Source organism: Kocuria sp. WN036, assembly GCF_002287015.1.
Taxonomy (GTDB): Bacteria; Actinomycetota; Actinomycetes; order Actinomycetales; family Micrococcaceae; genus Kocuria; species Kocuria rosea.
This window is the reverse complement of record NZ_NSKF01000001.1, coordinates 110,248-136,810: the sequence shown is the minus strand read 5'-3', so window position 1 is coordinate 136,810 and position 26,563 is coordinate 110,248. Positions and strand designations below refer to the sequence as shown.

Genomic DNA, 26,563 nt, shown 5'->3' with positions numbered 1-26,563 from the left:
ACGTGACCACCCCCACCACCGCCCCGGCCCCCGCGGAGGCCGGCGTGCACAGCAGCCTCGACGCGCTCGAGGCCGAGTCCATCCACATCCTGCGCGAGGTCGTGGCGGAGTTCGACCGCCCGGCCATGCTGTTCTCCGGCGGCAAGGACTCGGTGGTCATGCTGCACCTGGCCGCCAAGGCCTTCTGGCCCGGCCGGATCCCCTTCCCCGTGCTGCACGTGGACACGGGCCACAACTTCCCGGAGGTGCTGGAGTTCCGGGACCGCACCGTGGAGCGGCTCGGCCTGCGGCTGGTCGTGGCGAGCGTGCAGGACTACCTCGACGACGGCCGGCTGCTCGAGCGCGCCGACGGCACCCGCAACCCGCTGCAGACCCTCCCGCTGCTGGACGCCATCGCGGAGCACCGGTTCGACGCCGTGTTCGGCGGCGGCCGCCGCGACGAGGACAAGGCCCGCGCGAAGGAGCGGATCCTGTCCCTGCGCGACGAGTTCGGCCAGTGGGACCCCCGCAACCAGCGCCCCGAGCTGTGGAACCTCTACAACGGCCGGCACACCCCCGGCCAGCACGTGCGGGCGTTCCCCATCAGCAACTGGACCGAGCTGGACATCTGGCGCTACATCGAGCGCGAGAACATCGAGCTGCCGCCCATCTACTACGCCCACGAGCGGGACGTCTTCCGCCGCGACGGGATGTGGATGGCCGTGGGCGAGTTCTCGGCGCCGGCCGGGGCCGAGGCCGTGGAGCGGCAGACCGTGCGCTACCGCACCGTGGGGGACATGTCCTGCACCGGCGCCGTGCTCTCCGGGGCGCGCACCGTGGCCGACGTGGTGGCCGAGGTCGCCGTGTCCACGCTCACCGAGCGCGGGGCCACCCGCGCGGACGACAGGATCTCCGAGGCCGCCATGGAGGACCGCAAGAAGGACGGGTACTTCTAGACATGACTTCCCCCAGCACCGTGACCGGGCACGCCCCCGCGGCCGAGCAGGTCCCCACGATCGATCCCGGCTCGCTGTTCCGCTTCGCGACCGCCGGCTCCGTCGACGACGGCAAGTCCACCCTGGTGGGCCGGCTGCTGCACGACGCCAAGGCGATCCTCGCCGACCAGCTCGAGGCCGTGGGCCGGACCTCCGCCGAGCGCGGCTTCGGCGGCGGCACGGGCCGGCTCGACCTCGCCCTGCTCACCGACGGCCTGCGCGCCGAGCGGGAGCAGGGGATCACGATCGACGTGGCCTACCGCTACTTCGCCACGGACCGCCGCTCCTTCATCCTCGCGGACTGCCCCGGCCACGTGCAGTACACGAAGAACACGGTCACGGGGGCCTCGACGGCCGACGCCGTCGTGCTCCTCGTGGACGCCCGGCACGGCGTGGTCGAGCAGACCCGGCGGCACCTGGCCGTCGTGTCCCTGCTGCGCGTGCCGCACGTGGTGGTCGCCGTGAACAAGATCGACCTCGTCGACTACGACCAGGAGGTCTTCGACCGGGTCGCGGCGGACGCCACGGGCATCGCCGCCCGGCTGGGGGTCGAGGACGTGCACGTGGTGCCCGTCTCCGCCCTCGAGGGCGACAACGTGGTGGAGCCGTCCGCGCGGACCCCCTGGTACTCCGGGCGGCCGCTGCTGCGGGTGCTCGAGGAGCTGCCCACGGTGGACGAGTCCGGCCGCGGCACCGCCCGCCCCTTCCGCTTCCCCGTCCAGTACGTCATCCGCCCCCAGGGCGGCACGGCCCCGGGCACGGACGCCGAGCGGCTGCGGGACTACCGCGGCTACGCGGGCCAGATCGCCTCGGGCACCGTGGCGGTCGGGGACGAGGTCGTGGTCCTGCCCGCGGGCCGGCGCACCACGGTCACCGGCATCGACGTGGCGGGCACCGCGCCCGCCCCCGGAGCGCCCCTGCCCGGCGAGCAGCTCACGGAGGCCGCGGCGCCGCTGTCCGTGACGCTGCGGCTGGCCGACGACATCGACATCGCCCGCGGCGACCTCGTCGCGAGCGCCGACGACGAGCTGCCGGAGCCCGTCCGGGACCTCGTCGCCTCCGTGGCCTGGCTCGGCGAGCGGCCCCTGCAGCCCCGCGCCCGCGTGCTCGTCAAGCACGGCGCCGCCACGGTCCAGGCCATGGTCGTCGAGCTCGAGGGGCGGCTGGACCTCGAGGAGCTGGTGCTGCGGGACGCCGGCACCCTCGAGCTCAACGACATCGGGCGGGTCCGGCTGCGGCTGGCCTCCCCGCTGCCCGTCGACCCCTACGACCGGCTGCGGCGCACCGGCGCCTTCCTGGTCGTGGACCCGGCCACGGGCAACACGCTCGCCGCCGGGCTCGTGCAGGACGCCTGAGGTGGGCGGGCAGCAGCCGCCCGCCCTCGTCACGGTGACCGCCGGTGACGGAGGGCGCGCCGCCTCGGGCCGCCGCCGCCGGGGATGGCCGCTGGTGCTGACCGCGCTGGCGCTCCTGGCCGCCCTGACGGTCGCCGCCACCGCGCTGCGCGACAACGGGACGCTCGCGGCCTGGGAGGCGGACGCGGTCGAGACCTCGGACGCCGCCGAGCTGCGGCTGGGCTACTTCGGCAACCTCACGCACGGCCCCGCCCTCGTCGGACTGGAGAACGACTACTTCGCCCAGGAGCTGGGGGACACCGCGCTGTCCGCGCAGGTCTTCAACAGCGGCCCCACAGCGGTGGAGGCCATGAACGCCGGGTCGATCGACGCCGCGTTCGTGGGCCCCAACCCGGCGATCAACTCCTTCGTCCGCTCCCAGGGCCGCTCGCTGGCCGTGGTCGCGGGCGCCGCCTCCGGCGGCGCGCAGTTCGTGGTGCGCCCCGCCGTCACGGGCCCGGAGGACCTGGCCGGGCGCACCGTGGCGAGTCCCGAGTTCGGCGGCACCCAGGACGTGGCCCTGCGCACCTGGCTCGCCGAGCAGGAGTACGACGCCGACGGCGAGGGGGACCGCGCCGTGGCGATCACGCCCATGGCCAACGGCCAGACCATCTCGATGCTCCGGCAGGGCCGCGTGGACGGCGCCTGGCTGCCCCAGCCCTGGGCCACCCGTGCCGTCCAGGACGGCGCCCGGGTCCTCGTGGACGAGCGGGACCTCTGGGCGGACGGGCGCTATCCCACGACCGTCCTGGTGGTGCGCAAGGACTACCTCGAGCGCCACCCGGAGACCGTCGAGGAGCTCGTGCGCGGTCTGCAGCGGTCCGTGGACTGGCTGCACGAGCACGAGGCGGAGCCCGAGCTGCTGGCCTCCACCCTGAACGAGGGCCTGGAGAGCGCGCAGACCGAGACGCTGCCCGAGGCGACGGTCGCGGGTGCGCTCGAGGCCGTCGAGTGGACCACCGACCCCCTCGCGGACACCTACCCGCAGCTGCTCGCCGACGGCGTGGCGGCGGGGACCACGGAGGAGGCCCCGCTCGAGGGGCTCGTGGACACCACGGTCCTGGACCGGGTCCGCGCCGGCTCGGAGGGGGGCGCATGAGCACCACCACCGCGATCCGGCTCCGCGGCCTCGGCAAGAGCTTCGCCCCCGAGGACGGCCCCGTCCTGCAGGACGTGGACCTCGACGTGGAGCGCGGGCAGTTCGTCGCGCTGCTCGGCGCCTCCGGCTGCGGGAAGTCCACCCTGCTGAACATCGTCGCGGGCCTCGAGGAGCCGACGGAGGGCTCCGTGACGGTCCCCGCGGAGGGCGCGGCCCTGATGTTCCAGGACGCCGCGCTGTTCCCCTGGCTCACGGCGCGGCGCAACGTCGAGCTGGCTCTCGAGCTGCGCGGGGTCCCCACCGCCCGGCGGCGGGACCAGGCCGGGGAGCTGCTCGAGCTGGTCCGGCTGCCGCACGCGGCGGACAAGCGCCCGCACGAGCTCTCCGGGGGGATGCGCCAGCGGGTGGCCCTGGCCCGGGCCCTGGCCCAGGACCGGGAGGTCCTGCTCATGGACGAGCCGTTCTCCGCGCTCGACGCCATCACCCGGGACCTGCTGCACGAGGAGCTGCTGCGCGTCTGGCGCACCACCGGCCGGACGATCGTGTTCATCACGCACAACGTCGCCGAGGCCGTGCGGCTGGGCCAGCGGGTGCTGCTGATGTCCTCCCGCCCCGGTCAGGTGGTCCAGGAGTGGGACACCCGCCCGTGGAAGGACCCCGAGTCCTACGGCTTCGAGGGCAGCGCGCAGTCGCTCGACGACACCCTCGGCGAGCTGACCCGCACCATCACCGCACGTCTGCGCGAGGAGATCAGCCGCCATGCGAAATGACACCGCCCTGCCCGGCGTCCCGGCCGCGCCGCCGGTGGCGCCCGCGCCCCCGGCACCCCGCCGCGGCGCGGAACGGGCCGTCCCCGGGCCCGCCCCGGACCGGTCCGGCGACCCGGCCGGGACCGGTGAGGAGCTCGCCGGGCTCGACGCGCTGCAGACCGAGCGCACCCGGAAGACCTCGGTGGGCGAAGTGCTGCGCACCAAGGTCGCCCCGCCCCTGGTCGCCCTGGTGGCCGGCCTGCTGCTGTGGCAGCTGCTCGTCGCGCTCCTGGGCACCCGCCCCGACGTCGTGCCCGGCCCGCTGGACGTCGCGCGGCAGTTCGGCGCGCTGGTCGGCGACGGCACCGTGCTGGGCGCCCTGGGAACGAGCCTGTGGCGGGGGATCAGCGGCTTCCTGGTGGCGGCGGCGGTCGCCACGCCGCTGGGGCTGCTCATCGCCCAGTGGCGTGGGCTGCGCAACGCCGTGGGACCGATCATCTCCGGGCTGCAGGTGCTGCCCTCGATCGCCTGGGTGCCCGCCGCGATCATCTGGTTCGGCCTGTCCGACGCCACGGTGTACTTCGTGGTGCTCATGGGCGCCATCCCCTCCATCATCAACGGCATGCTCGCGGGCGTGGACCAGATCCCGCCGCAGCTGCGCCGCGCCGGGCACGTGCTCGGCGCCCGGGGGTGGACCATGGCCAGCAAGGTCGTGCTCCCCGCCGCCCTGCCCGGGTACCTCGCCGGGCTCAAGCAGGGGTGGGCCTTCTCCTGGCGCTCGCTCATGGGCGCCGAGCTCATCGCGATCGGCGGCTCCATCGGGTTCGGCCTCGGCTCCCTGCTGGAGCAGGGGCGGACGGTCTCCAACATGGCGGTGGTGATGGTCGCCGTGCTGTCGATCCTCGTCGTGGGCATCCTCGTGGAGCTGCTCTTTTTCAACCCCGTGGAACGGCGCCTGCTGCGCGGGCGAGGGCTGCTCGGCCACCGCTCGTGAGTCTCCGCACCCAGGAGATTCTGCGCCGGATTCACTACCCTTGTATCCGGTCTACGATGCGCGCGGCGGACGCCGTGCGCGCAATCGAAAGGAAGCCACGTGGCTGACACCACCACCCGCCCCCTGCGCGTCGCCATCATCGGCGCCGGTCCGGCCGGCATCTACGCCGCGGACATGCTCACCAAGTCCGAGCCCGTGAAGAACGGGGAGCTCGAGGTCAGCATCGACCTGTTCGACCGCTACCCGACCCCGTTCGGCCTCATCCGCTACGGCGTGGCCCCCGACCACCCCCGGATCAAGGGCATCATCACCGCGCTGCGCGCCATCCTGGGGCGCGGCGACATCCGCTTCTTCGGCAACGTGGAGTTCGGCCGGGACCTGACCCTCGCCGACTTCGGCGCCCACTACGACGCCGTGATCTTCGCCACCGGAGCCGTCTACGACGCCCCGCTGAACATCCCCGGCAACGACCTCCGGGGCGTGCACGGGGCCGCCGAGTTCGTGGCCTGGTACGACGGCCACCCGGACTTCCCGCGCACCTGGCCGCTCGAGGCCCGCGAGATCGCGGTCATCGGCAACGGCAACGTGGCCCTCGACGTCGCCCGCGTGCTGTCCAAGCACGCCGACGACATGCTCCTCACCGAGATCCCCGGCAACGTCTACCAGGGGCTCAAGGCGTCCCCGGTCACGGACGTGCACATCTTCGGCCGCCGCGGCCCCGCCCAGGTGAAGTTCACCCCCCTCGAGCTGCGCGAGCTGGCCAAGTCGCGGGACGTCGACATCGTCGTCTACGACGAGGACTTCCAGTACGACGAGGGCTCCGAGCTGACGATCGCCGAGAACAACCAGGTCAAGGTCATGGTCAAGACCCTCGAGAAGTGGCGGGCCGACGACTCCCCGAAGACCGCCTCCCGCCGGCTGCACCTGCACTTCCTGCAGAGCCCCCGCGAGGTGCTGGGGGAGGACGGCCGGGTCACGGGGCTGCGCATGGAGCGGACGCGCCTCAACGGCGACGGCTCCGTGTCCGGGACCGGCGAGTACGTCGACTACCCGGTGCAGGCCGTCTACCACGCGGTGGGCTACCTCGGCTCCCGCCTGCCCGAGCTGCCGTTCGACGACGGCCGCGGCGTGATCCCCAACGCCGAGGGCCGCGTGCTGGCCGAGGACGGGACCGTGCTGCACGGCCTCTACGCGACCGGGTGGATCAAGCGCGGTCCGGTCGGGCTGATCGGCGCCACCAAGTCCGACGCCCTCGAGACGGTCACCCACCTCCTGGAGGACCGCGCCGTGCTGCCGGGCGCCACCCGCCCGGACCCCGGGTCCGTCAACGACGTGCTCGAGGCCCGCGGCGTCGAGTACACCACCTGGGAGGGGTGGCTGGCCCTCGACGAGTACGAGCAGGGCCTCGGCCAGTCCTCGCACGACGCCGAGGGCAACCCGCGCGAGCGCGTCAAGGTGGTCGAGCGCGAGGAGATGGTCAGCGTCTCCCGCGAGGGCGTGGCGGAGCCGGTCTCCTCGCCCGTCTGAGCCGCAGCACCGCACCGCGGCACCGCGCCGCCGTGCCGCCGTGCCGCGAGGGGCCGCGTCCTGCCGGACGCGGCCCCTCGCGCCGCCGGATCCCTCGCGCCGCCGGACCCCGGGCCTACAGGCCCAGCAGCCCGCGGACGTGGTCGTTGAGGAACACTCCGTCCGGGTCCACGGACGCCCGGGCGTCGAGGAAGTCCTGGAACCGCGGGTACACGGAGCGCAGGTACTCGGCGTCCTGCGTGTGCACGGTGCCCCAGTGGGGGCGGCCGCCGTGGGCCACGAAGATCTCCTCGGCCGCGGCGAACACCTTCGGGTCGTACCGGCGCCAGTACTGCCGCAGCGCGATCCAGCCGGTCTCCCGGCCGTGGGCGGGGGCGAGCCAGGCGTCCTCGGCCGCGGCGCAGCGCACGTCCACCGGGAGCGAGAACGAGTAGTCGCGCCGCTCGATGAGCGTCTGCAGCTCCCGGAAGGCCACGACGAGCTCCTCGACCGGCAGGGCGTACTCGGAGGAGACGAACCGGGTCCGGCGCGGCACGGTGAACACCCGGAAGGACAGGTCGCTGTACTGCCGCGGGCTGTTCGTGAGGGCGTCGAGCCGGTTGAGCCCCGGCGTGGAGCGCGGCAGGGCCGTGGCCAGCTGGTTGAGCCCCGCGGTGAGGGTGTTGCGCAGCAGGGCGTCGTCGAGCCGGCGCACGGTGCGGGCCACGGGGGAGCCGGGCCGGGTGTAGGAGTCCGGGAGCTTGTGCAGGCGCGTGAGGATCCGGGTCTGGGCGGTGGCGGTGCCCGGCGTCCAGAAGAACTCGAAGTGGTCGGCCCCGGCCATCCGGCTGCCCAGGGTGTCCACGAGCTGGCCGAGGGGCTCCTTGAGCTCCGCCGCGTGCAGCCGGAACGTCGGCTCGCACACCAGGGTGACGCTCGCGAGGACCCCCATGGCGCCCAGGCCCACGCGCGCGGCCTGGAACAGCTCGGGGCGCTGCTCGGCGGAGCACTCCACCAGCCCGCCGTCGGCCGTGACCAGGCTCAGGGCCACCACCTGCTGGGAGAGGGAGCCGAAGGCCAGGCCGGTCCCGTGGGTGCCGGTCGAGACGGCGCCGGCGACCGTCTGCCAGTCGCTGTCCGGCAGGTTGGTCACGGCCAGCTCGTGGGCGTCCAGCTCCTGGTTCAGGTCACGGATCGTGGTGCCCGCGAGGACCGTGACCCGCTGGTTCTCCCGGTCGACGGCCGGCAGCCCGGACAGCCCGGAGAGGTCGACCATGACGTCGGGGGCCAGGGGCAGCGCCGAGAAGCTGCACCCGGAGCCCACCGCGCGCACGCCCAGTCCGCGGCGCACGGCGGCGGCGACGCCCTCCGCGAGCTCCGGGACGGAGGTGGGGCGCAGCACGTGCCGGGGGGTGACGGAGTGCGTCCTGCCCCACGTGGCCCACTCTCTCGTCCCCGTCTCGCCGGGCAGGGCGTCGGGCAGCGAGACCTCGCTCATCGGCGGGACCGTCCTTCCTCGCAGGCAGGTGCACAGTGCGCCCTCATCATGTCATCCCGGGGGCGCTCCGGCGCCCTCGACGACCCCGTCCTGCGGCCCCGCCGCGCGTACCATCGGAGGCGAAGCCCGCGGCGGGATCCGGAGCACCGCGGACCGAGGACGCGCACAGGAGGCAGCACCATGACCGACCACCCGTCCCCGGACCGGGAGCGCGAGGAGCCCCACGAGACCACGCTGGGCGAGGAGGCGGTGCGCGACCGCGTCCCCTCGGGCGGCGGGCAGAGCCGGTCCCTCGACGCCACGGGGCAGATCGTCGTGGGCATCGACGGCTCCGAGCAGAGCCTCGGGGCGCTGCGGTGGGCGGCCCGGGAGGCCCGCCGCCGCGGTCGTCCGGTGCGACTGGTCACCGCGTACAGCCTGCCCGTGTTCTCCGGCTCGGGGTTCGACACCGGCTACGCCACCGTGGACGAGGCCGCCCTCACCCAGGGCGTCGAGGAGCTGCTGAACCACGCGGCGGACCAGGTCCGTGACGTGGGGGTCGAGCTGCGGGCGACCGTCGAGACCGGGGACCCCTCCGGGGCCCTGCTCGAGCTGAGCCGCACGGCGGAGCTGCTGGTCCTCGGCTCCCGCGGCCGGGGCGGTCTGCTGGGCCGGCTGCTCGGCACGGTCTCCACGGCGGTGCCGGCGCACTCGAAGTGCCCCACGGGCGTGGTCCCCCTGCCGTGGGCGCAGCAGCACCTGGGCGCGGAGGAGCTCACGAGCACCCGGGCCCTCGTGGACCGCGTGGTCGTCGGCTCGGACGGCTCCACCCAGGCCCGGGCGGCCATGCTCTACGCCGCGGAGGAGGCGCGCCTGCTCGGCGTGCCCCTGACGGTGCTGTGCGCGCTCCCGCCCGTGAGCGGGGCGCTCGCGTGGATGCCCACGGCGGTGGACTTCGAGGTGATGTACGACGACGTCGCGCGGGCGCTCAACGGCGGCGTCGCCTGGCTCGAGAGCTGGTTCCCCGACCTGCAGATCGGCTCGGAGCTCGCGGACGGCGCGCCGGTGCAGGTGCTGGTCGAGCAGACCCGGCGCAACGGGCTCGTGGTGATGGGCACGCGCGGCCGGGGCGGCTTCGCGGGGATGCTCCTGGGCTCCACCTCGCAGGGCGTGCTGCACAACGCCGCGGGACCCGTGCTGATCGTCCCGGACCGCTACGACGAGCGGATCGAGACCCGCAAGGACTTCGACTCCGACGACATCCGCCCCTGGGACGCCTGAGCGGGCCGGCTCAGCCCCACCCCAGTTCGTGCAGGCGCTCGTCGTCGATGCCGAAGTGGTGGGCGACCTCGTGGATGACGGTCACCGTGATCTCCTCCACGAGCTCCTCGCGCTCCGCGCACATGCGCTGCAGCGGACCCCGGTAGACGAAGATCCGGTCCGGCAGGGAGCCGGCGCCCCACCCGCCGTCCCGGGCGGTCAGGGGCACGCCCTCGTAGAGGCCGAGCAGCCCGGGGGAGTGCTCCGGCGGCTCCTCCTCGACCAGGATCACCACGTTGTCCATCGCCCGGAACAGGGCGTCCGGGATCAGGTCGATGGCGTCGTCGACGGCGCCGTCGAACTCCTCGCGGGTCATCTCGATCACGCTCTCCTTCCTACCCCACGAGCCCGGGCGCCGGCTGGGTCCCCGGGGGCAGTGCGGGAATTGTGCGGGATCCGCGCGAGCCTCTAAGCTGTACTCGGTTTCTCCCGTGTCACGGTCCTCGGTCGCCGAGGTCGTGGTCGTCGACGCGGGTGTCCGGCCCCCATCGTCTAGTGGCCTAGGACACCGCCCTTTCACGGCGGCGACACGGGTTCGAATCCCGTTGGGGGTACGCGATCGGAGGGTCCGCCCACCGATTTGCACAACCGGCGAGGAATGCTGGTAAGATCAGTCCTCGTTGGAAACAGCAAGGCCCTGTAGCGCAGCTGGTTAGCGTGCCGCCCTGTCACGGCGGAGGTCGCGGGTTCAAGTCCCGTCAGGGTCGCTCAGACGGCGTTCATCGAGTCGATGCGGCGCCGTCGCGGCATATCCGCTGCGGATGTGCCGGGGCTCTGTAGCTCAGTTGGTAGAGCGTACGACTGAAAATCGTAAGGTCACCGGATCGACGCCGGTCGGAGCCACCGCGGAAACCGCCGGTCCCCTCGAGGGGCCGGCGGTTTCTTCGTGCCGGGGGCCCTGCCGCCCGCTGCCAGCGGACACGGAGGTTCGCTCCCTACCCTGGGAGCCGTGACCCGGTATCCCCGTCGCCCGAGCCCCCGCGGGGCAGCAGCGGCCGCGCTGACCGCCCTGAGCCTGCTGGCGCTCACTGGCTGCGGCGCCGGCCCGCAGTCCTCCGGGCTCGTCCTCGAGCCGACCGCGGGCTCGCCCGCCCCGGTGCCGGCCGGGCCCACCGCGGAACCGGAGGCCTGCTTCGACGTGGCGAGCGCCTACACGGCGCTGACCCTCGTGCCGCTGTCCGGCGACGAGCCGGACCCCCACTTCCGCCCCCAGGGGGCGGCTGCCTCCGTGCGGGACCTCACCTCCCGGCTGCCCGCCGAGCTGCGCCCCGCGTTCGAGGACGCCGTGGCCGCCCTGGACGCCGCGGGCTCGTCCGTGCAGCCCGCCGAGCTGGCCGATCTGCAGCGGACGCTCGCGCCGGTCGGCGACTGGCTCCGCCGGGCGTGCGCGGAGCCCACCCCCTCGAACTGATCAGCAGCCTGTCTAGACTGGGGGGCAGGTCGCCCGGCCCGGGTGGCCCCGACGGGAGGAGCCGACATGACCGAGCACCGACGCGAGCAGGAACCGGGGCACGGGCCGGTCGACGACCAGCGCGAGGACGGCGTGGTCGTCGAGCCCGGCGCCGAGCTCGACCGCGACCTGGAGCAGCAGGGACTGGGCGCCGAGCGGCCCGGCGACGAGCAGGGGCGGCCGTGACCGGCCCCGCGCGGACGAGCGCGCTCGGACGGGCCGCGGCGACCGGCGCCGCGGCGGGGATCGCGGGGGCCGCTCTGATGGTGCTGGGGGAGAAGGCGGAGCAGGCGCTGACCCACCGGCCGGACTCCTACGTCCCCGCGCGCGCCCTGCTCACCCTGCTGGGGCGCCACCCCGGGGACCGCGAGCAGCCCACGGGCTGGAACTCCGCCATGCACTACGGCACGGGCGCCGCCCTCGGCGCCCTGCGCGGCGTGTGGGCCGTGACCGGCATCCGGGGTCCGCGCGCGAACGCCTGGCACACGGTGGTGCGGCTGGCCTTCGACCAGACCGTGGAGAACGCGACGGGGGTCGGGGCCCCGCCGTCGACCTGGCCGGCCGGCGAGCAGGCCGTGGACGTCCTGCACAAGGCGGGGTACTCCGTGGTCACCGGCGTGCTCGCGGACCGGCTGGTGGCGCCGGTGCTCGTGTCGGGCCGGGGGCGCACCAGCCACTGACCGGCGCGCCGGACCGGGCGTCCGCGACGAGCGGTCGTCCGCGGCGTGCCGGCGTGCGGCGCCGCACGCCGTGCGCCAGGACCGCCGGGATCTCCGAGGCCGGGGCCCCCGAGGCCGGGGCCCCGAGGGCCGGCAGGACGGCTCAGGGGGCCAGACGCCACCACACGGCCCGCTCGGGCCGCAGGACGCCGTCCTGCACGGCGTCCCGGCTGCTGAGCACGAGCGGCTCTCCGGCGGGCAGGGGGACCGGGGCGCCGCCCAGGTTCGCCGCCACGAGGACCCGCTCCCCGGCGCCGGTGGTGTTCACGAAGGACAGCAGGCCCGTCGCGGCGTCGTGGCTCGCGTGCCACGCGAAGGAGCCGCGGCCGAGACCGAGCTCCCGGCGCACCCGCAGCGCCGTGCGGTACACCGTGTGCGTGGAGTCGGGGACCCCCACCTGCCGGTCCGCCGCGAGCTGCGCGAACTCCTCGGGCTGCGGCAGCCACGGGTCGGCCCCGAAGCCGTGGCCGGGCTCTCCCGCGGCCCAGGGCAGCGGGACCCGGCAGCCGTCGCGGCCGATCTCCTCGCCCCCGGTCCGGGCGAACGCCGGGTCCTGGCGCAGCTCGGCGGGCAGGCGCGTGTGGTCGGGCAGGCCCAGCTCGTCCCCCTGGTACAGGTAGGCGGAGCCGGGCAGGGCCAGCTCCACCAGCGCGGCGGCGCGGCCGCGGGCGAGGCCCTGCTCGTGGTCCGGCTGCTCGCCGTCCGCGTCGATCCCCTTGGGGTAGGCGATGGGATCCGTGAGCCCGAAGCGGGAGACGTGCCGGACGGTGTCGTGGTTGGACAGCACCCACGTGGTGGGCGCGCCGACGTTCGCCGACTCCGCCAGGGAGTCCTCGATGGCCCGGGACATCCGGGCCCAGTCCCACCCGGCCACCAGGAAGTCGAAGTTGAACGCCTGGTGCATCTCGTCGGAGCGGACGTACATCGCCAGCCGGTGCGCCGGCTCGACCCACGCCTCGGCCACCAGCATCCGGTCGCCGTCGTACTCGGCGAGCACCCGGTGCCAGTCGCGGTAGACCTCGTGCACGCCGTCCTGGTCGAAGTAGGGGCTGCCGGTGCTCAGCGGGGTGTCCGGGGCGTCGTGCTCCCGCGCGTCGTGCTCGCCCTCGACCATGTGCACCTGGTGGTCCCAGTCCGGCAGCCCCTCGGCCTTCACGAGGCCGTGGGCCACGTCCACGCGGAAGCCGTCCGCGCCCCGGTCCAGCCAGAAGCGCAGGACGGAGCGGAACTCCTCCCACACCTCCGGGTTCTCCCAGTTGAGGTCCGGCTGGGTGCTGTCGAACAGGTGCAGGTACCACTGCCCGTCCGGCAGCCGGGTCCAGGCCTCGCCGCCGAACACGGAGCGCCAGTTGTTCGGCGGCAGCTCCCCGTGCTCGCCCCGGCCGTCCCGGAACATGTACCGGTCCCGCTCGGGGCTGCCGGGCCCGGCGGCCACGGCGGCCCGGAACCACTCGTGCTCGCTCGAGGTGTGGTTGGGCACCAGGTCCACGATCAGCCGCATCCCGAGCTCCGCCATCCGGGCGCGCATCCGGTCGAAGTCCTCCAGGGTGCCGAAGCGGGGGTCCACGTCCCGGTAGTCGGAGACGTCGTAGCCGGCGTCGTGCTGCGGCGAGACGTAGAACGGGGACAGCCACAGGGCGTCCACGCCGAGGTCCGCGAGGTAGTCCAGCCGGTCGATGATCCCGGGCAGGTCGCCCAGGCCGTCACCGTCGGAGTCGTTGAAGGACCGGGGATAGATCTGGTAGATCACCGCGGAGCGCCACCACTCGCCCTCCTCGGTGGCGGGGGACTGGCTGACCTGCTGCGTCATGGGGGTGCTCCTCGGGTGCTTCGTCGGGGGTGTCCGGTGCGGGCGGCTCCGGTGCGGGGGCGTCCCCAACCTAGTCAGTCCCCGGGCGCGGTGTCACGGCGGCCGGCGCTGGGGCGGCCGCCGGGGCGGCCGGTGTCCGGCTGGGACCGCCCGGCCGGTGCGCGACCACGTTGGTGGGGGCGAGGGCCAGGACGACGAGCGCGGCGGCGAGGACCGCCAGCCCGGTCCAGCCGGCGCCCGTCAGCCGTTCGCCGACGACGACGACGGCCAGGACCGCCGCGACGGCCGGTTCGGTCAGGGTGAGGGTCGTCGCCGTGCTCGGGCGCACCCGGGCGAGTCCCACGCCGAACAGGAAGTACCCGAGGAACATCGGCACCAGCGCCATGTACGCGGCCACGGCGAACGCCTGCCCCGTGGCCAGCAGGGGCGCCCCCGTGAGGGCGAGGACCGGGAGCAGGAGCGCCCCGCCGGCGCCGAAGACGGCGCCCATCGAGGCCGCGCGCCCCACCCCGTGGCCCATCAGCCGGTGCACCACCCACGAGTAGAGCGCGTACGTCGCCCCGGCCACCAGTCCGAGCCCGATGCCGGCGGCGGTGTCCGCGGCCGAGGCCCCGGACCCGCCGGCCCTCGACAGGCACAGCAGGCCGCTGCCGAGGACGCCCAGGAGCGCGGCGGTCATCCACCACCGGCTCAGGGGGCGGCGCTCGAGGACGCGCTCCAGGACGCCCGAGGCCAGCGGCGCGGAGGCCAGGGAGACGACCGTGCCGATCGCGACGCCGCCCAGGTGCATCGAGCTGTAGAACGCCAGCGGATAGACGGCCACGGCCGCGGCCCCGGCCGCCACCAGCCCGGCGTGCGAGCGCAGCGCCCGCCGCGAGCGGCGCAGGGCGGGCAGGGCGATCGCCGCCTGCAGCAGCCCGCCCACGCCCAGGGCGGCGGCCCCGATCGCCAGCGGACCCGCGCCGGGGGCGAAGGTCGCCGCGGTCCCGGTCGTGCCCCACAGGACCGCGGTGAGCAGGATGGCCGCGACGCCGAGGCCGGCGTGGCGCCCCGTGCGCCCCACGGCGCGGCTCACGGTGCCGTTCACGGTGCCGCGCACGGTGCGACCGGCACGTCGGTGGTCGTCGTGCGGGCGTGCGCGCGGACGCGGGGCGGCGCCGGGCGCTGCGGGTGTGCGGTCATGGGCGGGCTCCTGTCGGTCGACGGTCCAATCTACCCAGGGCGGGCGACGGGCGCCCCGGGCGCGGTGCGCCGGGCGCAGCCGCGTTCGCGGCAGCCGGCCCGCCCCCGTCCCGGGCGGGCCGCGTGGTAGAAGAGGGCATGACCACTCCGACGCGCGCGTTCGCGCCTCCCTGCGGGCCGGTGCGCGGCCGGGTCGACGGCGACGTCGTCCGGGCGACCGGGATCCCGTACGCCACGGCGGACCGGTTCGCCGCGCCCGTCCCGGTCGCGGACCGGGTGGAACCGTTCGACGCCACCCGCCCGGCCCCGGCCTGCCCCCAGGCGCACTCGCCCTTCCTCACCGGGGTCCTCGGCGACACCCTCGCCGGGCTCCCGCGGGACGAGCACTGCCAGCGGCTGTCGGTGACCCTGCCCCTCGAGCGGGGGCCGGCGGAACGGCTGCCGGTGATGGTCTGGATCCACGGCGGCTCCTACACCACCGGGGCCGGGGACGCCCCGATCATGGATCCCCGCCCCCTGGTCGCCGAGCAGCGGGTCGTGGTCGTGAGCGTCACCTACCGGCTGGGACTGTTCGGCTACCTCGGCGCGGGCCGGGGCCGCCCCGCCAACCTCGGTCTGCTCGACCAGCTAGAGGCCCTGCGCTGGGTGCGGCGCAACATCGCGGCCTTCGGCGGCGACCCGGACCGGGTGACCGTGTTCGGCCAGTCCGCCGGGGGCGACGCCGTGGCCCATCTCATGGCTGTCCCGGGCGCGGAGCTGCTGTTCCGCCGGGCCATCCTGCAGAGCCCTCCGCTGGGCATCGCCCGCGGCCGGGCGGCGATGACCGCGGCGATGGCGGGCGCGGCCGGTGCCGTCACCGCGGGGACGCCGGCCGCGGAGGTGGTGGCGCTGCAGGCCGAGGTCGAGGCCGGTGCGTCCTCCTTCGGGCTCCGGGGCCGGATGCCGTTCGGCACCCAGTACGGCCACCACCCCCTGCCCGCCGAGGAGGGCGTCGAGGCGGCCTGGGACCGCGTGGCCCCGCACATCGACGTGCTCATCGGCCACACCGCCGAGGAGGCCCGGCTCTACCTGCCCACGCTGCCCCTCCTCCACCGGGTCACCCGCGTCCCGCTGCTCGGCCCCGTGCTCCGCCGCGCCGTCGTGGGGCAGGTGACCGCGGCCGTCCACGGCCGGGCCGTCCGCCGGTTCGCCGCCCGGCACGCCCGGGCCGGAGGCCGCGCCCACACCTACCTGCTCACCTGGAGCGCGCCGGGCAGCCCGTACGGATCCGCCCACACGGTCGACCTCCCGCTCCTGTTCGGCGACGAGGCCGCATGGGCCGGCACCGGGCTGCTCGCCGGGGCCCCGTGGGAGGACGTCCAGGCCCACGGCCGGCGCCTCCGGCGGCTGTGGGCCGGCTTCGCCCGCGGGGAGCCGCTGGCGGACGCCGGGGCGGTCCCCGGCGTCCTGCGCTACCGCGCGGCCACGGGTGCACGACCCCTCGAGCGCGTCCTCGGCTGTGTCCTCGGCGCGGTGCGCCGCGCTCAGGGCGCTGCGGGCACCTCCCGCGCCCCCGTGCGGGCGCTGCGCCGGGCCGCGTCCAGCACCGCGGCGACGGCCACGGCGTCCCACGGGTCCACGGGGGCCTCGCCGTCGCCGAGGAGCCACCGGGCCACGGCCCGGTAGAAGTCGGCGGGCTCGCCGGGGGCGGTGGGCACGGAATCGGTCCCGGTGCCCCGGACGAGCAGACCCGTCATGCCCTCCCCGGGGTCCAGCAGGTCGAAGGGGCCGGGGCTGTCGGCGTGCCCGGCCACGAGGTAGGCGCCGGCCGAGCCGAGCACCCGGGTCCGGGGCCCCGGCGCCCCCACGAGGCTCCCGGCCCACAGGTGGCTGATCGTGCCCGAGGCGTGGTCCAGGGCCAGGAAGACGTCGTCCTCGGCCGGGGTCGTCAGCGCGCGCAGTTCGGCCCGCACCGCGGCCACCGGCCCGAACAGCTGGATCGCCGCGTCCACGAGGTGCGGACCGAGGTCGAGCAGCAGCCCGCCGCCCCGGCCGACCGCGTTCTCCCGCCACCGGTCCTTGGGCACCGGGCGCCACCGCTCCCAGCGGCGCTCGAACCGGTGCACGTCCCCGAGGTGCCCCTCGGCGAGCACCCGGGCCAGGGTCAGCTGCTCGCTGTCCCAGCGCCGGTTGTGGAAGACCGTCAGCGGGGTCCCGGTCTCCTCGGCGCGGCGGACCACGGCCACCGCGCCCTCGTGGTCCATGGCCAGCGGCTTGTCGACCACCACGGGGATCCCGGCCTCCAGGCCGGCCAGCGCGTGCTCCACGTGCAGCCCCGTGGGCGAGGCGACGACCAGCACGTCGGGCCGCGAGCGCTCGAGCAGCCCGGGCAGGTCCCGGTGCACCTGCACCCCGGGCCAGTCGGCGCCCGCGCGGGCGGCCCGCTCCGGGTCGCCGGTGACGATGTCGGTGACCCGTCCGCCGGCCCGCCGCAGCAGGTCCCCGTGGAATTCCCGCCCGGCCATGCCGTATCCGACGAGTCCGGCGGTGAGCACTCGTCCTGCACCCTGATCAGTCATGCGGTCACGATAGCCCCTGGCACCGGGCCGCACCGGGCCGCACCGGGCCGCACCGGGCCGCTACGGCCCGTCCGGGCCCGCGATCTCGTCGTCGACGAAGCGGGGCGCGGCCGCGACGCCGCCGGCGACGACGAGGAGCACCGCGGTGCCCATCAGCAGCAGCAGGGGAGCGGTCCAGCTGCCGGTGGCCTCGTGCAGGGCGCCGACGGCGAAGGGCCCGGCCGCCGCGAGCAGGTAGCCCACCGGCTGGGTGAACCCGGACAGCTGCGCGGTCACCCGGGGGTCCCGGGAGCGGGCCGTGAGCAGCGCCAGGGCGGTGGGGAACGCGAAGCCGCCCACCCCCAGGAGCAGGGCCCAGGCCCAGGGTGTGGTGGCGGGCGCCAGGAGCAGGCCGGAGTAGCCGGCGACCATGCAGACGCCCAGGCCCACGATCCACCGCCGCAGGCGCGGTGAGCGGGCCACCAGGACGGGCATGAGGAGCCCTCCCGGGATGCCCATGGCGGCGATGAGGGCGGCCATCAGCCCGGCCTGGGCCTGGCCCAGGCCGCCGTCGCGGTAGATCTGGGCCACCCAGCCGAACTGGACGTAGGCGTGCATCGACTGGATGCCGAAGTAGACGCACAGCGCCACGGCGGTGCGGGAGCGGAGGATCGAGGTGCCGCGGCCGGGACGCAGGGCGCGGCCGGGGGTCGTGGCGGGCTCGCGCCGGTCGCGGACGGTGACCAGGACCCAGGGGACCACGGCGGCCAGGGCCACGAGGCCCCAGAGGCCCAGAGCGGCACGCCACCCGTCGGGCCCGCTCGCGGCCAGCGGCCCGGCAGCCAGCAGGGGCAGCGTGGCGCCGACGGCCAGGCCGGTCGTATAGAGGGAGTTCAGCGCCGCCGTGCGCCGGCCCCCGTGGCGCTTGATGAACGCCGGCACCAGGATGTTGCCGACGGCCATGCCGGCGAAGCCCAGCACGGACAGGAGCAGGAACACCGGCACCGATCCCGTGACCGACCGGGCCAGCAGCCCGGCGGCGACCAGGACCAGACCGGCGGTGACGGCACCGCTGATGCCGGTCCTGCGCGAGAGCGCGGCCGCGCACGCCCCCGCCGCGGCGAACGTGAGCCCGGGCAGGGCGGTCAGCACGCCGGCCATCGTGGGGCTCAGCCCCAGTCCCTGCTGCACCTCCGCGAGCACGGGCCCCACGGAGGTGGCCCCGGGGCGGAGATTGACCGCCACGACCGCCACCGCGAGCACCACCAGCCACCCCGGCACGCGGGGCGGGACGGCGGAACGGTCAGGGGGCGGGGTGGACGGGCGCACCGGCCTGTTCTATCACGGGGCGCGGCGGCACCGGGGCGCGGGCCGGACGGAGCGGTCCGCTCAGCCCTCGCAGTCGGTGCAGTACCGCGTCTCGCCGGACTGGCGGGCCAGCTGGGAGCGGTGCCGGACCAGGAAGCAGGAGGCGCAGGTGAACTCGTCGACCTGTTCCGGGATGACGGCCACGGTGAGCTCTTCGTGGGAGAGGTCGGCGCCGGGCAGGTCGATGCCCTCGGCGGTGTCGAAGTCCTCGGCGTCGATGACCGCGGTCTGGGTGGTGGCGCTGCGCTGGACCTGGATCGCCTCCAGGGACTCGTTGGCCGGCTCGTCCTCGGGCCGGGTGCGCGGGGCGTCGTAATCGGTGGCCATGATGTGGTGCGTCCTCCTGGAACGGGGTGGTGCTGTGCAGAGGGTGCCCTGCACGGAAGGACCAGAGTGTACCCCTACGACATGGGCAACTGTCGAGTCCCCGCGCGTCCCGGCGAAGTCCGGCGTCTCGGGCGTGATCCTCGTCGCACCCCGGAGGGGCCCGGATCGGTCCCTGGCGCGCCGCGCAGGACGCCGCCCGGCCCTGGTCCGGTGTCAGCTGGTGCTCTCCAGGTGCGCGAGGCGCAGCCAGCGGTGCATGAGCCGGCGGAACGCCACGGCGGCGCCGTGGGCGTCCCGCGCGGCCAGCAGCTCCACGGCGTCCGAGAAGTCCTGCGGACTCTCGTCCGGCTGGAACGGGTCAGCGAGCGAGCCGTAGTGCAGGACCACGAGGGAGTTGGCGGAGAACGCCCCGAGCCACCGGCCCAGGTGCGTGAGGTCCTCGGCGAGGTCCTCGAGGTCCTCGCCGCCCGCGTCCTCCACCACCTGCGCGGCGCGCACCACGCGACGGGTCGCGAGGTCCACCGGCACCGCGCACCGGTGCACACGGTTGCCGTGGTGGAAGCTCTCGGTGTGGTCCTGGGCGGTGAAGAGGGAGAACCACGCCATGGGGACGGTGAACGCCGACTGGCGCGCGTGCACGGGCACGAAGTGCTCCCGGCTCACGCGATCGCCCGCGGCCCGGACGGCGTCCTCGGGGATGAGCAGGTTGGGCAGGGGCTGGCCGCCCTCCTCCTCGGCGAGCGCCACGAGCCGCAGCGAGCGCCGCAGCCGCTGCGGGGGGTGGTAGACGGGGAAGTCCCCGACCCCGGCCGCGAGCATGTCCCGGCCCCGGGGCGCCGCGGAGAACGGCAGGGTCCATAGCGGCTCCACGGCCGGGGGCAGGGGCTCCTGGCCCGGCTCGGCCAGGCGGGCGAGCTGCTCGGTCAGCTCGTTGACCCCGGCCTCCTCGGGGGACAGGGCCCGGGGCACCAGCGGGGCGTACACGGCGTCGAGCTCCTCGGCGGGCACGTACACCCGCAGGGCGAACTGGTGGGGGATCCCGGTGGCCGAGCGGAACGTCCGGCCGACCTGCAGCAGCTGGGCCACGGCGGCTCAGGCGATCTCGACGACGACGGGGGCGTGGTCCGAGGCGCCCTTGCCCTTGCGCTCCTCGCGGTCGATCGACGCGTCGGTGACGCGGCCGGCCAGGGCGGGGGAGTAGAGCTGGAAGTCGATGCGCATGCCCTCCTTCTTCGGGAAGCGCAGGCCCTTGTAGTCCCAGTACGTGTAGACGCCCGGGCCGGGGTGCCGGGGGCGGACCACGTCCTGGTAGCCGGCCTCCTCGAGGAAGGCGCGGAAGGCGGCGCGCTCGGGCGCGCTGACGTGGGTCAGGCCGTTGTCGAGGAAGAACTGCATGTCCCACACGTCCTCGTCCTGCGGGGCCACGTTCCAGTCGCCGACCAGGGCGACCTGCGCCGTGGAGTCCTCGTCGACCCACTGCTTGGCGTGGTCCTTGAGCACGCGCAGCCACTCCAGCTTGTAGGGCATGTGCGGGTCCTCCAGGCCGCGGCCGTTGGGGACGTAGAGGGACCAGACGCGCACGCCGGCGCACGTGGCGCCGATCGCCCGGGCCTCCTGCACGGGCTCCTCGCCGGGCTTGCCGAAGGCCGGCTGGTCCGGGAAGGTGCGCTCGACGTCCTCGAGGCCCACCCGGGAGGCGATCGCCACGCCGTTCCACTGGCTGAGGCCGAAGTGGGCGACGTCGTAGCCCATGTACTCGAAGAGCTCCCAGGGGAAGTTGTCGTCCTTCGCCTTGGTCTCCTGCATGGCCAGGACGTCCACGTCCGAGCGCTGCAGCCACGCCTCCACACGGTCGGCGCGGGCGCGGACGGAGTTCACGTTCCAGGTGGCGATCCTCATGGGCCCCACGTTACCGGCTGCCCCGGACGGGAATTTTCAGCACCCCTTGCGCAGCACCGGTCCAGGTGCCATGGTTAGTTACATAACTAATGAACCAGTGAGGGGGAGGGCCGTGATCGCCGACGACCGCCCGATCTTCCAGCAGATCGCCGAACGGATCTGCGCCGACATCCTCGCGGGCGCCTATCCGGAGGAGACCCAGGTCCCGTCCACCAACGAGTTCGCCGCCTTCTACCGGATCAACCCGGCCACCGCCGGCAAGGGCGTCAACCGGCTCGTGGACCGGGGGATCCTCTACAAGCGCCGCGGCATCGGCATGTTCGTCGCCGCCGGCGCCCGGGAACGGCTCCTCGAGCAGCGGCGGCAGGAGTTCGCCGACCGCTACGTGGCACCGCTCGTCACCGAGGCGCACTCCCTCCGGCTCCCGCCGGGGGACGTCCTCGACCTCGTCCGCTCCGCCCTCGGCCGGTCCGAGGCCGCTGCACCGACCCGTCAGGAGTCCACCCCATGAACGGCACGCCAGCCCCCGTCGTCGCCCTGCGCGGCGTCTCCCGCACCTACCGGGAGACCCGGGCCCTCGACGGCGTCGACCTCGACCTCACCCCGGACCGGATCTACGGACTCGTGGGGCGCAACGGCTCCGGCAAGACCACCCTGCTGTCCGTGATCGGCCAGCAGGTCCGCCCCGACCGGGGCGGGCGGGTCGAGCTGTTCGGCCGTCCCGGGTGGGAGAACCCCGAGGCGCTCTCCCGCACGGTGCTGCTGCGGGACCGGCAGCGCTACCCCGAGGAGTTCCGGGTCCGCCACGTCCTCGACGCCGCGCCGGCGTTCTACCCCGGCTGGGACGAGGAGCTCGCCCGCGGTCTCGCCGAGGACCTCCGGCTCCCGTCGCGGACCAGGATCAAGAAGCTCTCCACGGGGCAGCACACGGCCCTCGGCATCGTCCTGGGCCTCGCGTCCCGCGCGGAGCTCACGATGCTGGACGAGCCCTACGGCGGGCTGGACCCGGTGGCCCGGGAGCTATTCTACGACCGGCTCCTCGAGGACTTCGCGCGGCACCCGCGCACCGTGGTGATCTCCACGCACCTGGTCGACGAGGTCGCCAACCTCCTCGACCACGTCCTGCTCCTCGACCGCGGGCGGCTCGTGCTGGACGCCGGTCTCGAGGCAGCCCGCGCCAGCGCCCACACGGTCGCGGGGCCCGCCGCCGACGTCGCCGGCTACCTGGCCGAGCGGCGCCTCGAGCACCAGGTCTCCCGCGAGCAGCGGATCGGGGCGCTGCGCACCGTGACCGTGGCGGCGCCCCACGACGACGACGCCCGGGCGGCCGCCGCGCGCCACGGGATCGAGATCGACGCCGTCTCCCTGCAGTCGGCCGTGGCCGCCCACGGGCTCGTCCCGGTGCCCGCCGACCAGCTCCAGAACGCCTGAGAGGACCTCCGCCATGTCACGACTCACCCCTGTCCTCAAGCTCAACACCGTCAACCGGTCCGCCGGGGTCTGGATGGTCGTGGGCGTGATCACGGTGTCCGGGCTGCTCAGCCTGCTCGCCGGGGTCGTGCTGCACGTGGTCCTGGGCGCCCCGCTGGGCGCCGTGGCCGAGGGCCTGCGCTACAACCAGGTCCTGCTCTGGTGGCCCGGGATCGCCCTGCTGGTCCACGCCGCCCAGGTGATCGGCACGAGCACGCCCCTCGCCCTGGCGCTGGGGACCACCCGCCGGTCGATGTGGTGGGGCTCGGTGCTGACCTTCGTGCTCCACGCCCTGCTGGCCGCGGCCGTCCTCACCGCGTTCCTGCTCCTGGAGCGCGCCACCGGCGGCTGGTTCCTGGGCCTGCCCGCTTTCGACGTCCGCGTCTTCGCCGGAGGGTCCCCGGCGTGGGCCCTCCTCGTGGCGTTCCTGGTCTACCTCGGGGCGCAGCTGGTCGGGGCGGTCTTCGCCACGGTGTACGTCCGGGGCGGCCCCGTGGCGCTGACGCTGTCCATCATCGGGACCGTCGTGACGACCCTGGCCGTGCTGGTGTGGGCCGCCGCGACCGGAGCGGGCTCCGCCGCGGCCGTCGGCGCGGGTTCCGCGGGGGTCCCGGCGGGACTCGTGCTCCTGGCCGCGGCGGCGCCCGTGCTGCTCGCGCTGCTGGGCTGGGGCCTGTACCGCCGGGTCTCCGTCCGCTGAGCACCCCGGCGCGGCCAGCGCCGCCGCGCCGGGGGACCAGGGGTTTCCCCGCGCGCCCTTCCACCGGGTGGTTGCACATGCTAATTTCCTGCTGGCCCGTGCCCCCGGCGGCGCCGCCCCCAGCAGGGAGAGACCCCCATGAACCTCGCACGGACCGCGCTCGTCGTGTCCACCACCTTCGCCCTCCTCCTCGGCGGAGTTCCGGCGGCGCTCGCAGCCCCGACTCCTCCGGTCGATCTGCCCGAGCTGTCCGGTCCGGCCGAGCCGGCCGCCACCGCGGGCGCGCCCGCCCTGAGCCTGCACGGCGGCTCGGGCACCGACGCCGCCCCGGCCGGGGTTCCGGCGCCGGCGGCCGCGGAGGACCCGGCCGCCGGCGGCCTGGCCGGGACGGCGTCGGCCGGCGCCCACCCGACCACGGTCGAGGACATCACCGAGGCCTTCAAGATCGTCAACGACCACCGCGGCCAGGCGAGGCGCGCCCCGCTGGTCTACAACACCGCGCTGTCCCGCAACGCCCAGCAGTGGGCGGAGACCATGGCCGGGGCCCGCAAGGAGTCCCGCAACCCGGACCCCTGGGCGGGCGCCCCTGCCGGCGGGATCCGGATGGACCAGTACTACGGGAAGGGCGTCTTCACCGGCCCCTTCGAGGGCGTCGAGGCGGTCGAGGCGCTCGCGCACTACCTGCTGGACTTCTTCCCCCGCAACGGGACCGACCAGTTCGCCCGGGACCTGACCCACCTCGGGATCGGGGTCAGTCACGTCGCCACGTCGGGCTCGGGTGGTCCCGGGTGGGAGACCTACCTGACGATCTACTACTACGCCTATCCGGCCGGGCAGGCCGTGCCCGGGACGGTCGCGAGCCCGGCGCAGGGGTTCGTGCCGCCGGTGACGGCACCCCCGGTGACGGCGCCGTCCTACGCAGTCCGGGGGGCGATCGGCACCAAGTACCACCGTCTGGGCGGGGCGGCCGTGCTCGGGGAGCCCACCATGAACGAGCGCGGCGGCCTGATCGAGGGCGGCGTCTACCAGCAGTTCCGGAAGGGCACCCGCACCACCACCGTCTACTGGGCCCCCGGCTACGGCGCGATGGCCGTGAAGAACTACGGATCCATCGGCGGCCGGTGGGTCGCGGCCGGCCGGGAGCACCACTTCGGCCTGCCCGTCACGGACGAGCGCCCGGCCACCAGTGGGGCGTACCAGGTCTTCCGCCGCGACGGTCGCTCCACCATGCTCCTGTGGAGTCCCGGGACGGGCTCCCGCGCGGTCAAGCAGTACGGGGCCATCGGGCGGGCCTGGAAGGCCGCCGGCTCCGAGCGCGGCTGGGGCTTCCCCGTCACCGACGAGTACCGCTACGGCGCCGAGGTGCGCCAGCGCTTCTCGAAGGGCGTCACCGTCCACTACGCCGCGGGGCGCACCTGGGCCACCCGCTGAGCCCGAAGCGGTTGAAGTCGGTCTCTCCGTGCGGTGGGATCGGCCGAGCCGGGGGTGTTCCGACGTGGCGCGCACGGTTCGTCGGATCGTCCGGCGGTTCCACCGCGGTTCCGGCCCTGGTGACCTGAGGGGATGCTCAGGGGAAACGGCTGCGGGTCGTTCCCGGCCGTGGGCAACAGGCGCGCTCGCGCGGCCGGTCCGGACCACCTCACCACGACACCGGCCTCGGGGAGCCGGGCCCAGGAGGCCGCGGGCTCGCCGGTCTCAGAACGGCGGGGGGTCATCGGGCGGGAGGTCGTCGAGCCGGAGGCCGCCGGGCGGAGGATCAGCGGCCGGACCCACGGGCGGAGGGTTGCCGGGCGGCCGGCCGGTGGCCGGGGCGCTCCGGCAGTCGGGTGCGGTGCCGGCAGCGGTGTGCTCGGGTTCGGGGCGGGCAGCCGTGTGCTCGGGTGCGGTGCGGTGCACGAGCCCGCCCGGTGAGGTCCACTCCAGGACCGCGGCGTGCCCGGCCGCGCCCCCGGCCGTTCCTCCGGGCGGGCTGCCGTCCGTGCCCGGGGCGGTGCCGTCGTGCGGGCCGGGGGTGATCCGCCGCACCGACCAGGCCCCGAGGTGGCCGTGGCGGTGCTTGACCCGGTGGTGGTGGCGGCACAGGGCGGCCAGGTTGTGCTCGGCCGTGGGCCCGCCCCGGGCCCAGGCCACCGTGTGGTCGAGATCGCAGGCCTCGGACCGGCGCCGGCACCCGGGGAAGCGACAGGTCCCGTCGCGCAGCTCGACCAGCCGGCGCAGGTCCCGGGGCACGGCGTAGACGGTCCGGTCGTGGTCGAGGACCACTCCGGTCACGGGGTGGGTCAGCACCCGGTGCCACGCCCCGGCCCCGGCGGCCAGCTGACGGGCCACCTCCGCGCTGATGGGCCCGTAGCCCGACAGCACCGGAACCCCGTCCCCGGCCGACTCGCCCCCGGCCGTGCCGGCGCACGTCAGCACCGAGACCGGGACCAGCACGCTCACCCGGGCCCGCACTCCGCGCGGAAAGCCCGGCTTCTCCGGCAGGACCCCGTCCAGCAGCAGGTCCGCCAGCACGTCGGCCCGCAGCTCCGACACCGAGCGCGGCACGGACTCTTCCTGATCCTGCGGTCCCGGCCGCCCCGATCGTGCGGGGTCCGGGACGTCCTGGCCCAGCAGCCGGGCCAGGTCCTCGAGCCGGTCGTGCACGGCCAGGGCCACCGGGGCCTCCAGCAGGGCGTGCAGCCAGGCCGTGCCGTCGGCGGCCGGCTCCACCCACACCGCCCGGGCCCTGCGCGCGGCGCGGCGGGCGCGTTCCTCGGCGCCGGCCACGAGCACGGCCCGCCGGGTGCGGGCGGTCGCGCGCAGCTGCGCGGCGGTGGCGTGCGGGGCCCGGTCCAGCAGCTCGGCGATCAGCCGGCCGACGGCCGCCACCGGCGGCGGGTCGCACCGGCCGGGGGCCCAGGTCGGGGCCTGGGTGATCAGCTCACGCCACTGATCGACCAGCACCGCGGCCTGGGGCGAGCCGATCCGGCCCTCCTCCAGGGCGGTGAGGACCTCCGGGAGCATCTCGGCCAGCAGCACGGCGTCCTCCACCCGCCGCCGGGCCGTGCCCGCCGGCAGCCGCAGGGCCGGACCGACCTCGGCCGCGACGTCCACGAGCAGCTGGTGCTCCGCCTCGGCCAGCGGGCTCAGCGGGTCCGGGCGGAGGAACCCGCCGGCGGCGATCTCGGCCTCGGCCTGCGCCATCGCCTGGAACCGGGCCGCCGTGCGCGCCGCCTGCCCGGCCAGCCACAACCGGTGGATGCAGCGCACTTGCGCGCCCACCGCCCGCGCCTCCGCCGCCGCGGCCTCCACCAGACCCGCCGCGGCAGCCCGCACCTCGGCGGCAGGCCCCTGAGCACCCTGCACCTGAGCGTCCCGCCCCTGAGCCACCTGCGCCACGGCGTCCTGCACCTTCATGGCCTGCACCACGGAGGCACGCCCCGGAGCGTCCTGCCCCGCGGTGTCGTGCGCCGCGACGCTGCGGGGTCCGTGCCCGGCCGCCTCGGCGAGCACCGGCCGCGCCGGAGACTCCTCCCCGGCCACCGGGGTCCGGGTCCGCCGCTGCGCCGTCGCCGTCATGGAACCATTCTCCCCAGCACCTCAGACTCG

The 26,563-nt window shown here is 75.3% G+C and carries 24 protein-coding genes, 3 tRNA genes and 1 pseudogene; 18 read left to right on the top strand and 10 right to left on the bottom strand.

The annotated features are described in order from the left end of the window. The first annotated feature begins 2 nt into the window (after positions 1-2). From cysD to CK505_RS00625, 6 genes are all read left to right on the top strand, one after another. Positions 3-935 carry a sulfate adenylyltransferase subunit CysD gene (gene cysD / locus CK505_RS00650; protein WP_031282790.1) on the top strand — a complete coding sequence of 311 codons (933 nt, stop codon included), beginning with the start codon at positions 3-5 and terminating at the stop codon, positions 933-935. Positions 936-937: 2 nt separating this feature from the next. Continuing rightward, on the top strand, positions 938-2,329 hold the full coding sequence (locus CK505_RS00645; protein ID WP_255250855.1) for a sulfate adenylyltransferase subunit 1: 1,392 nt from the start codon (positions 938-940) through the stop codon (positions 2,327-2,329). Between the two features lies 1 nt (position 2,330). Then, complete coding sequence (locus CK505_RS00640) at positions 2,331-3,467, top strand: ABC transporter substrate-binding protein (RefSeq protein WP_017833017.1); 1,137 nt, start codon at positions 2,331-2,333, stop codon at positions 3,465-3,467. Then, positions 3,464-4,237 carry an ABC transporter ATP-binding protein gene (locus CK505_RS00635; protein ID WP_017833018.1) on the top strand — a complete coding sequence of 258 codons (774 nt, stop codon included), beginning with the start codon at positions 3,464-3,466 and terminating at the stop codon, positions 4,235-4,237. Before CK505_RS00640 ends, CK505_RS00635 begins: the two co-directional genes overlap by 4 nt. Further along, positions 4,227-5,210 carry an ABC transporter permease gene (locus tag CK505_RS00630; RefSeq protein ID WP_095649850.1) on the top strand — a complete coding sequence of 328 codons (984 nt, stop codon included), beginning with the start codon at positions 4,227-4,229 and terminating at the stop codon, positions 5,208-5,210. The genes CK505_RS00635 and CK505_RS00630 overlap by 11 nt, the downstream gene beginning before the upstream one ends. A 99-nt stretch (positions 5,211-5,309) precedes the next feature. Further along, positions 5,310-6,737 (top strand): FAD-dependent oxidoreductase, encoded by a 1,428-nt coding sequence (locus CK505_RS00625; RefSeq protein WP_095649849.1) that lies wholly within the window; start codon positions 5,310-5,312, stop codon positions 6,735-6,737. Positions 6,738-6,852: 115 nt separating this feature from the next. Here the strand turns inward: CK505_RS00625 and CK505_RS00620 are convergent, their stop codons facing one another. Then, positions 6,853-8,214, bottom strand: a complete 1,362-nt coding sequence (locus CK505_RS00620; protein ID WP_095649848.1) for a D-arabinono-1,4-lactone oxidase — start codon at positions 8,212-8,214, stop codon at positions 6,853-6,855. A 180-nt stretch (positions 8,215-8,394) separates the two neighbouring features. Here CK505_RS00620 and CK505_RS00615 point away from each other — a divergent pair, with 180 nt between their 5' ends. Further along, the gene (locus CK505_RS00615; RefSeq protein ID WP_095649847.1) at positions 8,395-9,474 is read left to right on the top strand and encodes a universal stress protein; all 1,080 of its coding nucleotides are present in this window, start codon (positions 8,395-8,397) and stop codon (positions 9,472-9,474) included. A 10-nt stretch (positions 9,475-9,484) separates the two neighbouring features. On the opposite strand, the gene CK505_RS00610 is transcribed toward CK505_RS00615, so the two are convergent. Beyond that, positions 9,485-9,829 carry a metallopeptidase family protein gene (locus CK505_RS00610; protein ID WP_172604431.1) on the bottom strand — a complete coding sequence of 115 codons (345 nt, stop codon included), beginning with the start codon at positions 9,827-9,829 and terminating at the stop codon, positions 9,485-9,487. 165 nt (positions 9,830-9,994) lie between these two features. Here CK505_RS00610 and CK505_RS00605 point away from each other — a divergent pair. The 6 genes from CK505_RS00605 to CK505_RS00585 all read left to right on the top strand — a co-directional run bounded on the left by CK505_RS00605 (position 9,995) and on the right by CK505_RS00585 (position 11,643). After that, positions 9,995-10,067, top strand: a tRNA-Glu gene (locus CK505_RS00605). A gap of 79 nt (positions 10,068-10,146) precedes the next feature. Then, positions 10,147-10,220, top strand: a tRNA-Asp gene (locus CK505_RS00600). Between the two features lie 63 nt (positions 10,221-10,283). Continuing rightward, positions 10,284-10,356 (top strand) — tRNA-Phe (locus CK505_RS00595). 106 nt (positions 10,357-10,462) lie between these two features. Continuing rightward, complete coding sequence (locus CK505_RS00590) at positions 10,463-10,924, top strand: hypothetical protein (RefSeq protein WP_017833024.1); 462 nt, start codon at positions 10,463-10,465, stop codon at positions 10,922-10,924. 66 nt (positions 10,925-10,990) lie between these two features. Beyond that, positions 10,991-11,149 (top strand): hypothetical protein, encoded by a 159-nt coding sequence (locus CK505_RS18320; RefSeq protein WP_017833025.1) that lies wholly within the window; start codon positions 10,991-10,993, stop codon positions 11,147-11,149. Beyond that, a complete protein-coding gene (locus CK505_RS00585) occupies positions 11,146-11,643 on the top strand; it encodes a hypothetical protein (RefSeq protein ID WP_095649846.1) in 498 nt (165 codons plus the stop codon). The genes CK505_RS18320 and CK505_RS00585 overlap by 4 nt, the downstream gene beginning before the upstream one ends. A gap of 142 nt (positions 11,644-11,785) precedes the next feature. Here CK505_RS00585 and CK505_RS00580 read toward each other — a convergent pair whose 3' ends face one another. Beyond that, positions 11,786-13,492, bottom strand: a complete 1,707-nt coding sequence (locus CK505_RS00580; RefSeq protein WP_095649845.1) for a glycoside hydrolase family 13 protein — start codon at positions 13,490-13,492, stop codon at positions 11,786-11,788. A gap of 70 nt (positions 13,493-13,562) precedes the next feature. Continuing rightward, a complete protein-coding gene (locus tag CK505_RS00575) occupies positions 13,563-14,579 on the bottom strand; it encodes a DMT family transporter (protein WP_095649953.1) in 1,017 nt (338 codons plus the stop codon). Between the two features lie 233 nt (positions 14,580-14,812). Here CK505_RS00575 and CK505_RS00570 point away from each other — a divergent pair, with 233 nt between their 5' ends. Then, positions 14,813-16,339: a carboxylesterase family protein gene (locus tag CK505_RS00570; RefSeq protein WP_095649844.1), complete on the top strand. Its 1,527-nt coding sequence runs from the start codon at positions 14,813-14,815 to the stop codon at positions 16,337-16,339. On the opposite strand, the pseudogene CK505_RS00565 reads toward CK505_RS00570, so the two are convergent. The 5 genes and pseudogenes from CK505_RS00565 to CK505_RS00545 form a co-directional block, all read right to left on the bottom strand. Beyond that, a pseudogene (locus CK505_RS00565) lies at positions 16,282-17,232 on the bottom strand (Gfo/Idh/MocA family protein); the annotation flags it as partial. The gene CK505_RS00570 and the pseudogene CK505_RS00565 sit on opposite strands and share 58 nt — an antisense overlap. A gap of 60 nt (positions 17,233-17,292) precedes the next feature. Then, entirely contained in the window at positions 17,293-18,540 is a 1,248-nt protein-coding gene (locus tag CK505_RS00560) for an MFS transporter (protein WP_095649843.1), read from the bottom strand. Positions 18,541-18,600: 60 nt separating this feature from the next. Then, the gene (locus tag CK505_RS00555; RefSeq protein WP_035925540.1) at positions 18,601-18,906 is read right to left on the bottom strand and encodes a DUF4193 domain-containing protein; all 306 of its coding nucleotides are present in this window, start codon (positions 18,904-18,906) and stop codon (positions 18,601-18,603) included. Positions 18,907-19,119: 213 nt separating this feature from the next. Continuing rightward, positions 19,120-19,992: a hypothetical protein gene (locus CK505_RS00550; RefSeq protein WP_255250853.1), complete on the bottom strand. Its 873-nt coding sequence runs from the start codon at positions 19,990-19,992 to the stop codon at positions 19,120-19,122. Positions 19,993-19,998: 6 nt separating this feature from the next. Then, the gene (locus CK505_RS00545) at positions 19,999-20,805 is read right to left on the bottom strand and encodes an exodeoxyribonuclease III (protein ID WP_095649842.1); all 807 of its coding nucleotides are present in this window, start codon (positions 20,803-20,805) and stop codon (positions 19,999-20,001) included. A gap of 112 nt (positions 20,806-20,917) precedes the next feature. Between CK505_RS00545 and CK505_RS00540 the strand changes: the two genes are divergently transcribed. The 4 genes from CK505_RS00540 (at position 20,918) to CK505_RS00525 (ending at position 24,406) form a co-directional block, all read left to right on the top strand. Next, positions 20,918-21,316 (top strand): GntR family transcriptional regulator, encoded by a 399-nt coding sequence (locus CK505_RS00540; protein WP_017833036.1) that lies wholly within the window; start codon positions 20,918-20,920, stop codon positions 21,314-21,316. Further along, positions 21,313-22,236: an ATP-binding cassette domain-containing protein gene (locus CK505_RS00535; RefSeq protein ID WP_095649841.1), complete on the top strand. Its 924-nt coding sequence runs from the start codon at positions 21,313-21,315 to the stop codon at positions 22,234-22,236. Before CK505_RS00540 ends, CK505_RS00535 begins: the two co-directional genes overlap by 4 nt. Before the next feature lie 13 nt (positions 22,237-22,249). After that, a complete protein-coding gene (locus CK505_RS00530) occupies positions 22,250-22,975 on the top strand; it encodes a hypothetical protein (RefSeq protein ID WP_095649840.1) in 726 nt (241 codons plus the stop codon). 138 nt (positions 22,976-23,113) lie between these two features. Further along, positions 23,114-24,406, top strand: coding sequence for a CAP domain-containing protein (locus tag CK505_RS00525; RefSeq protein WP_095649839.1), 1,293 nt, complete (start codon positions 23,114-23,116; stop codon positions 24,404-24,406). A 264-nt stretch (positions 24,407-24,670) separates the two neighbouring features. On the opposite strand, the gene CK505_RS18985 is transcribed toward CK505_RS00525, so the two are convergent. Beyond that, the gene (locus tag CK505_RS18985) at positions 24,671-26,533 is read right to left on the bottom strand and encodes an HNH endonuclease signature motif containing protein (protein ID WP_095649838.1); all 1,863 of its coding nucleotides are present in this window, start codon (positions 26,531-26,533) and stop codon (positions 24,671-24,673) included. Between the last annotated feature and the right edge of the window lie 30 nt (positions 26,534-26,563).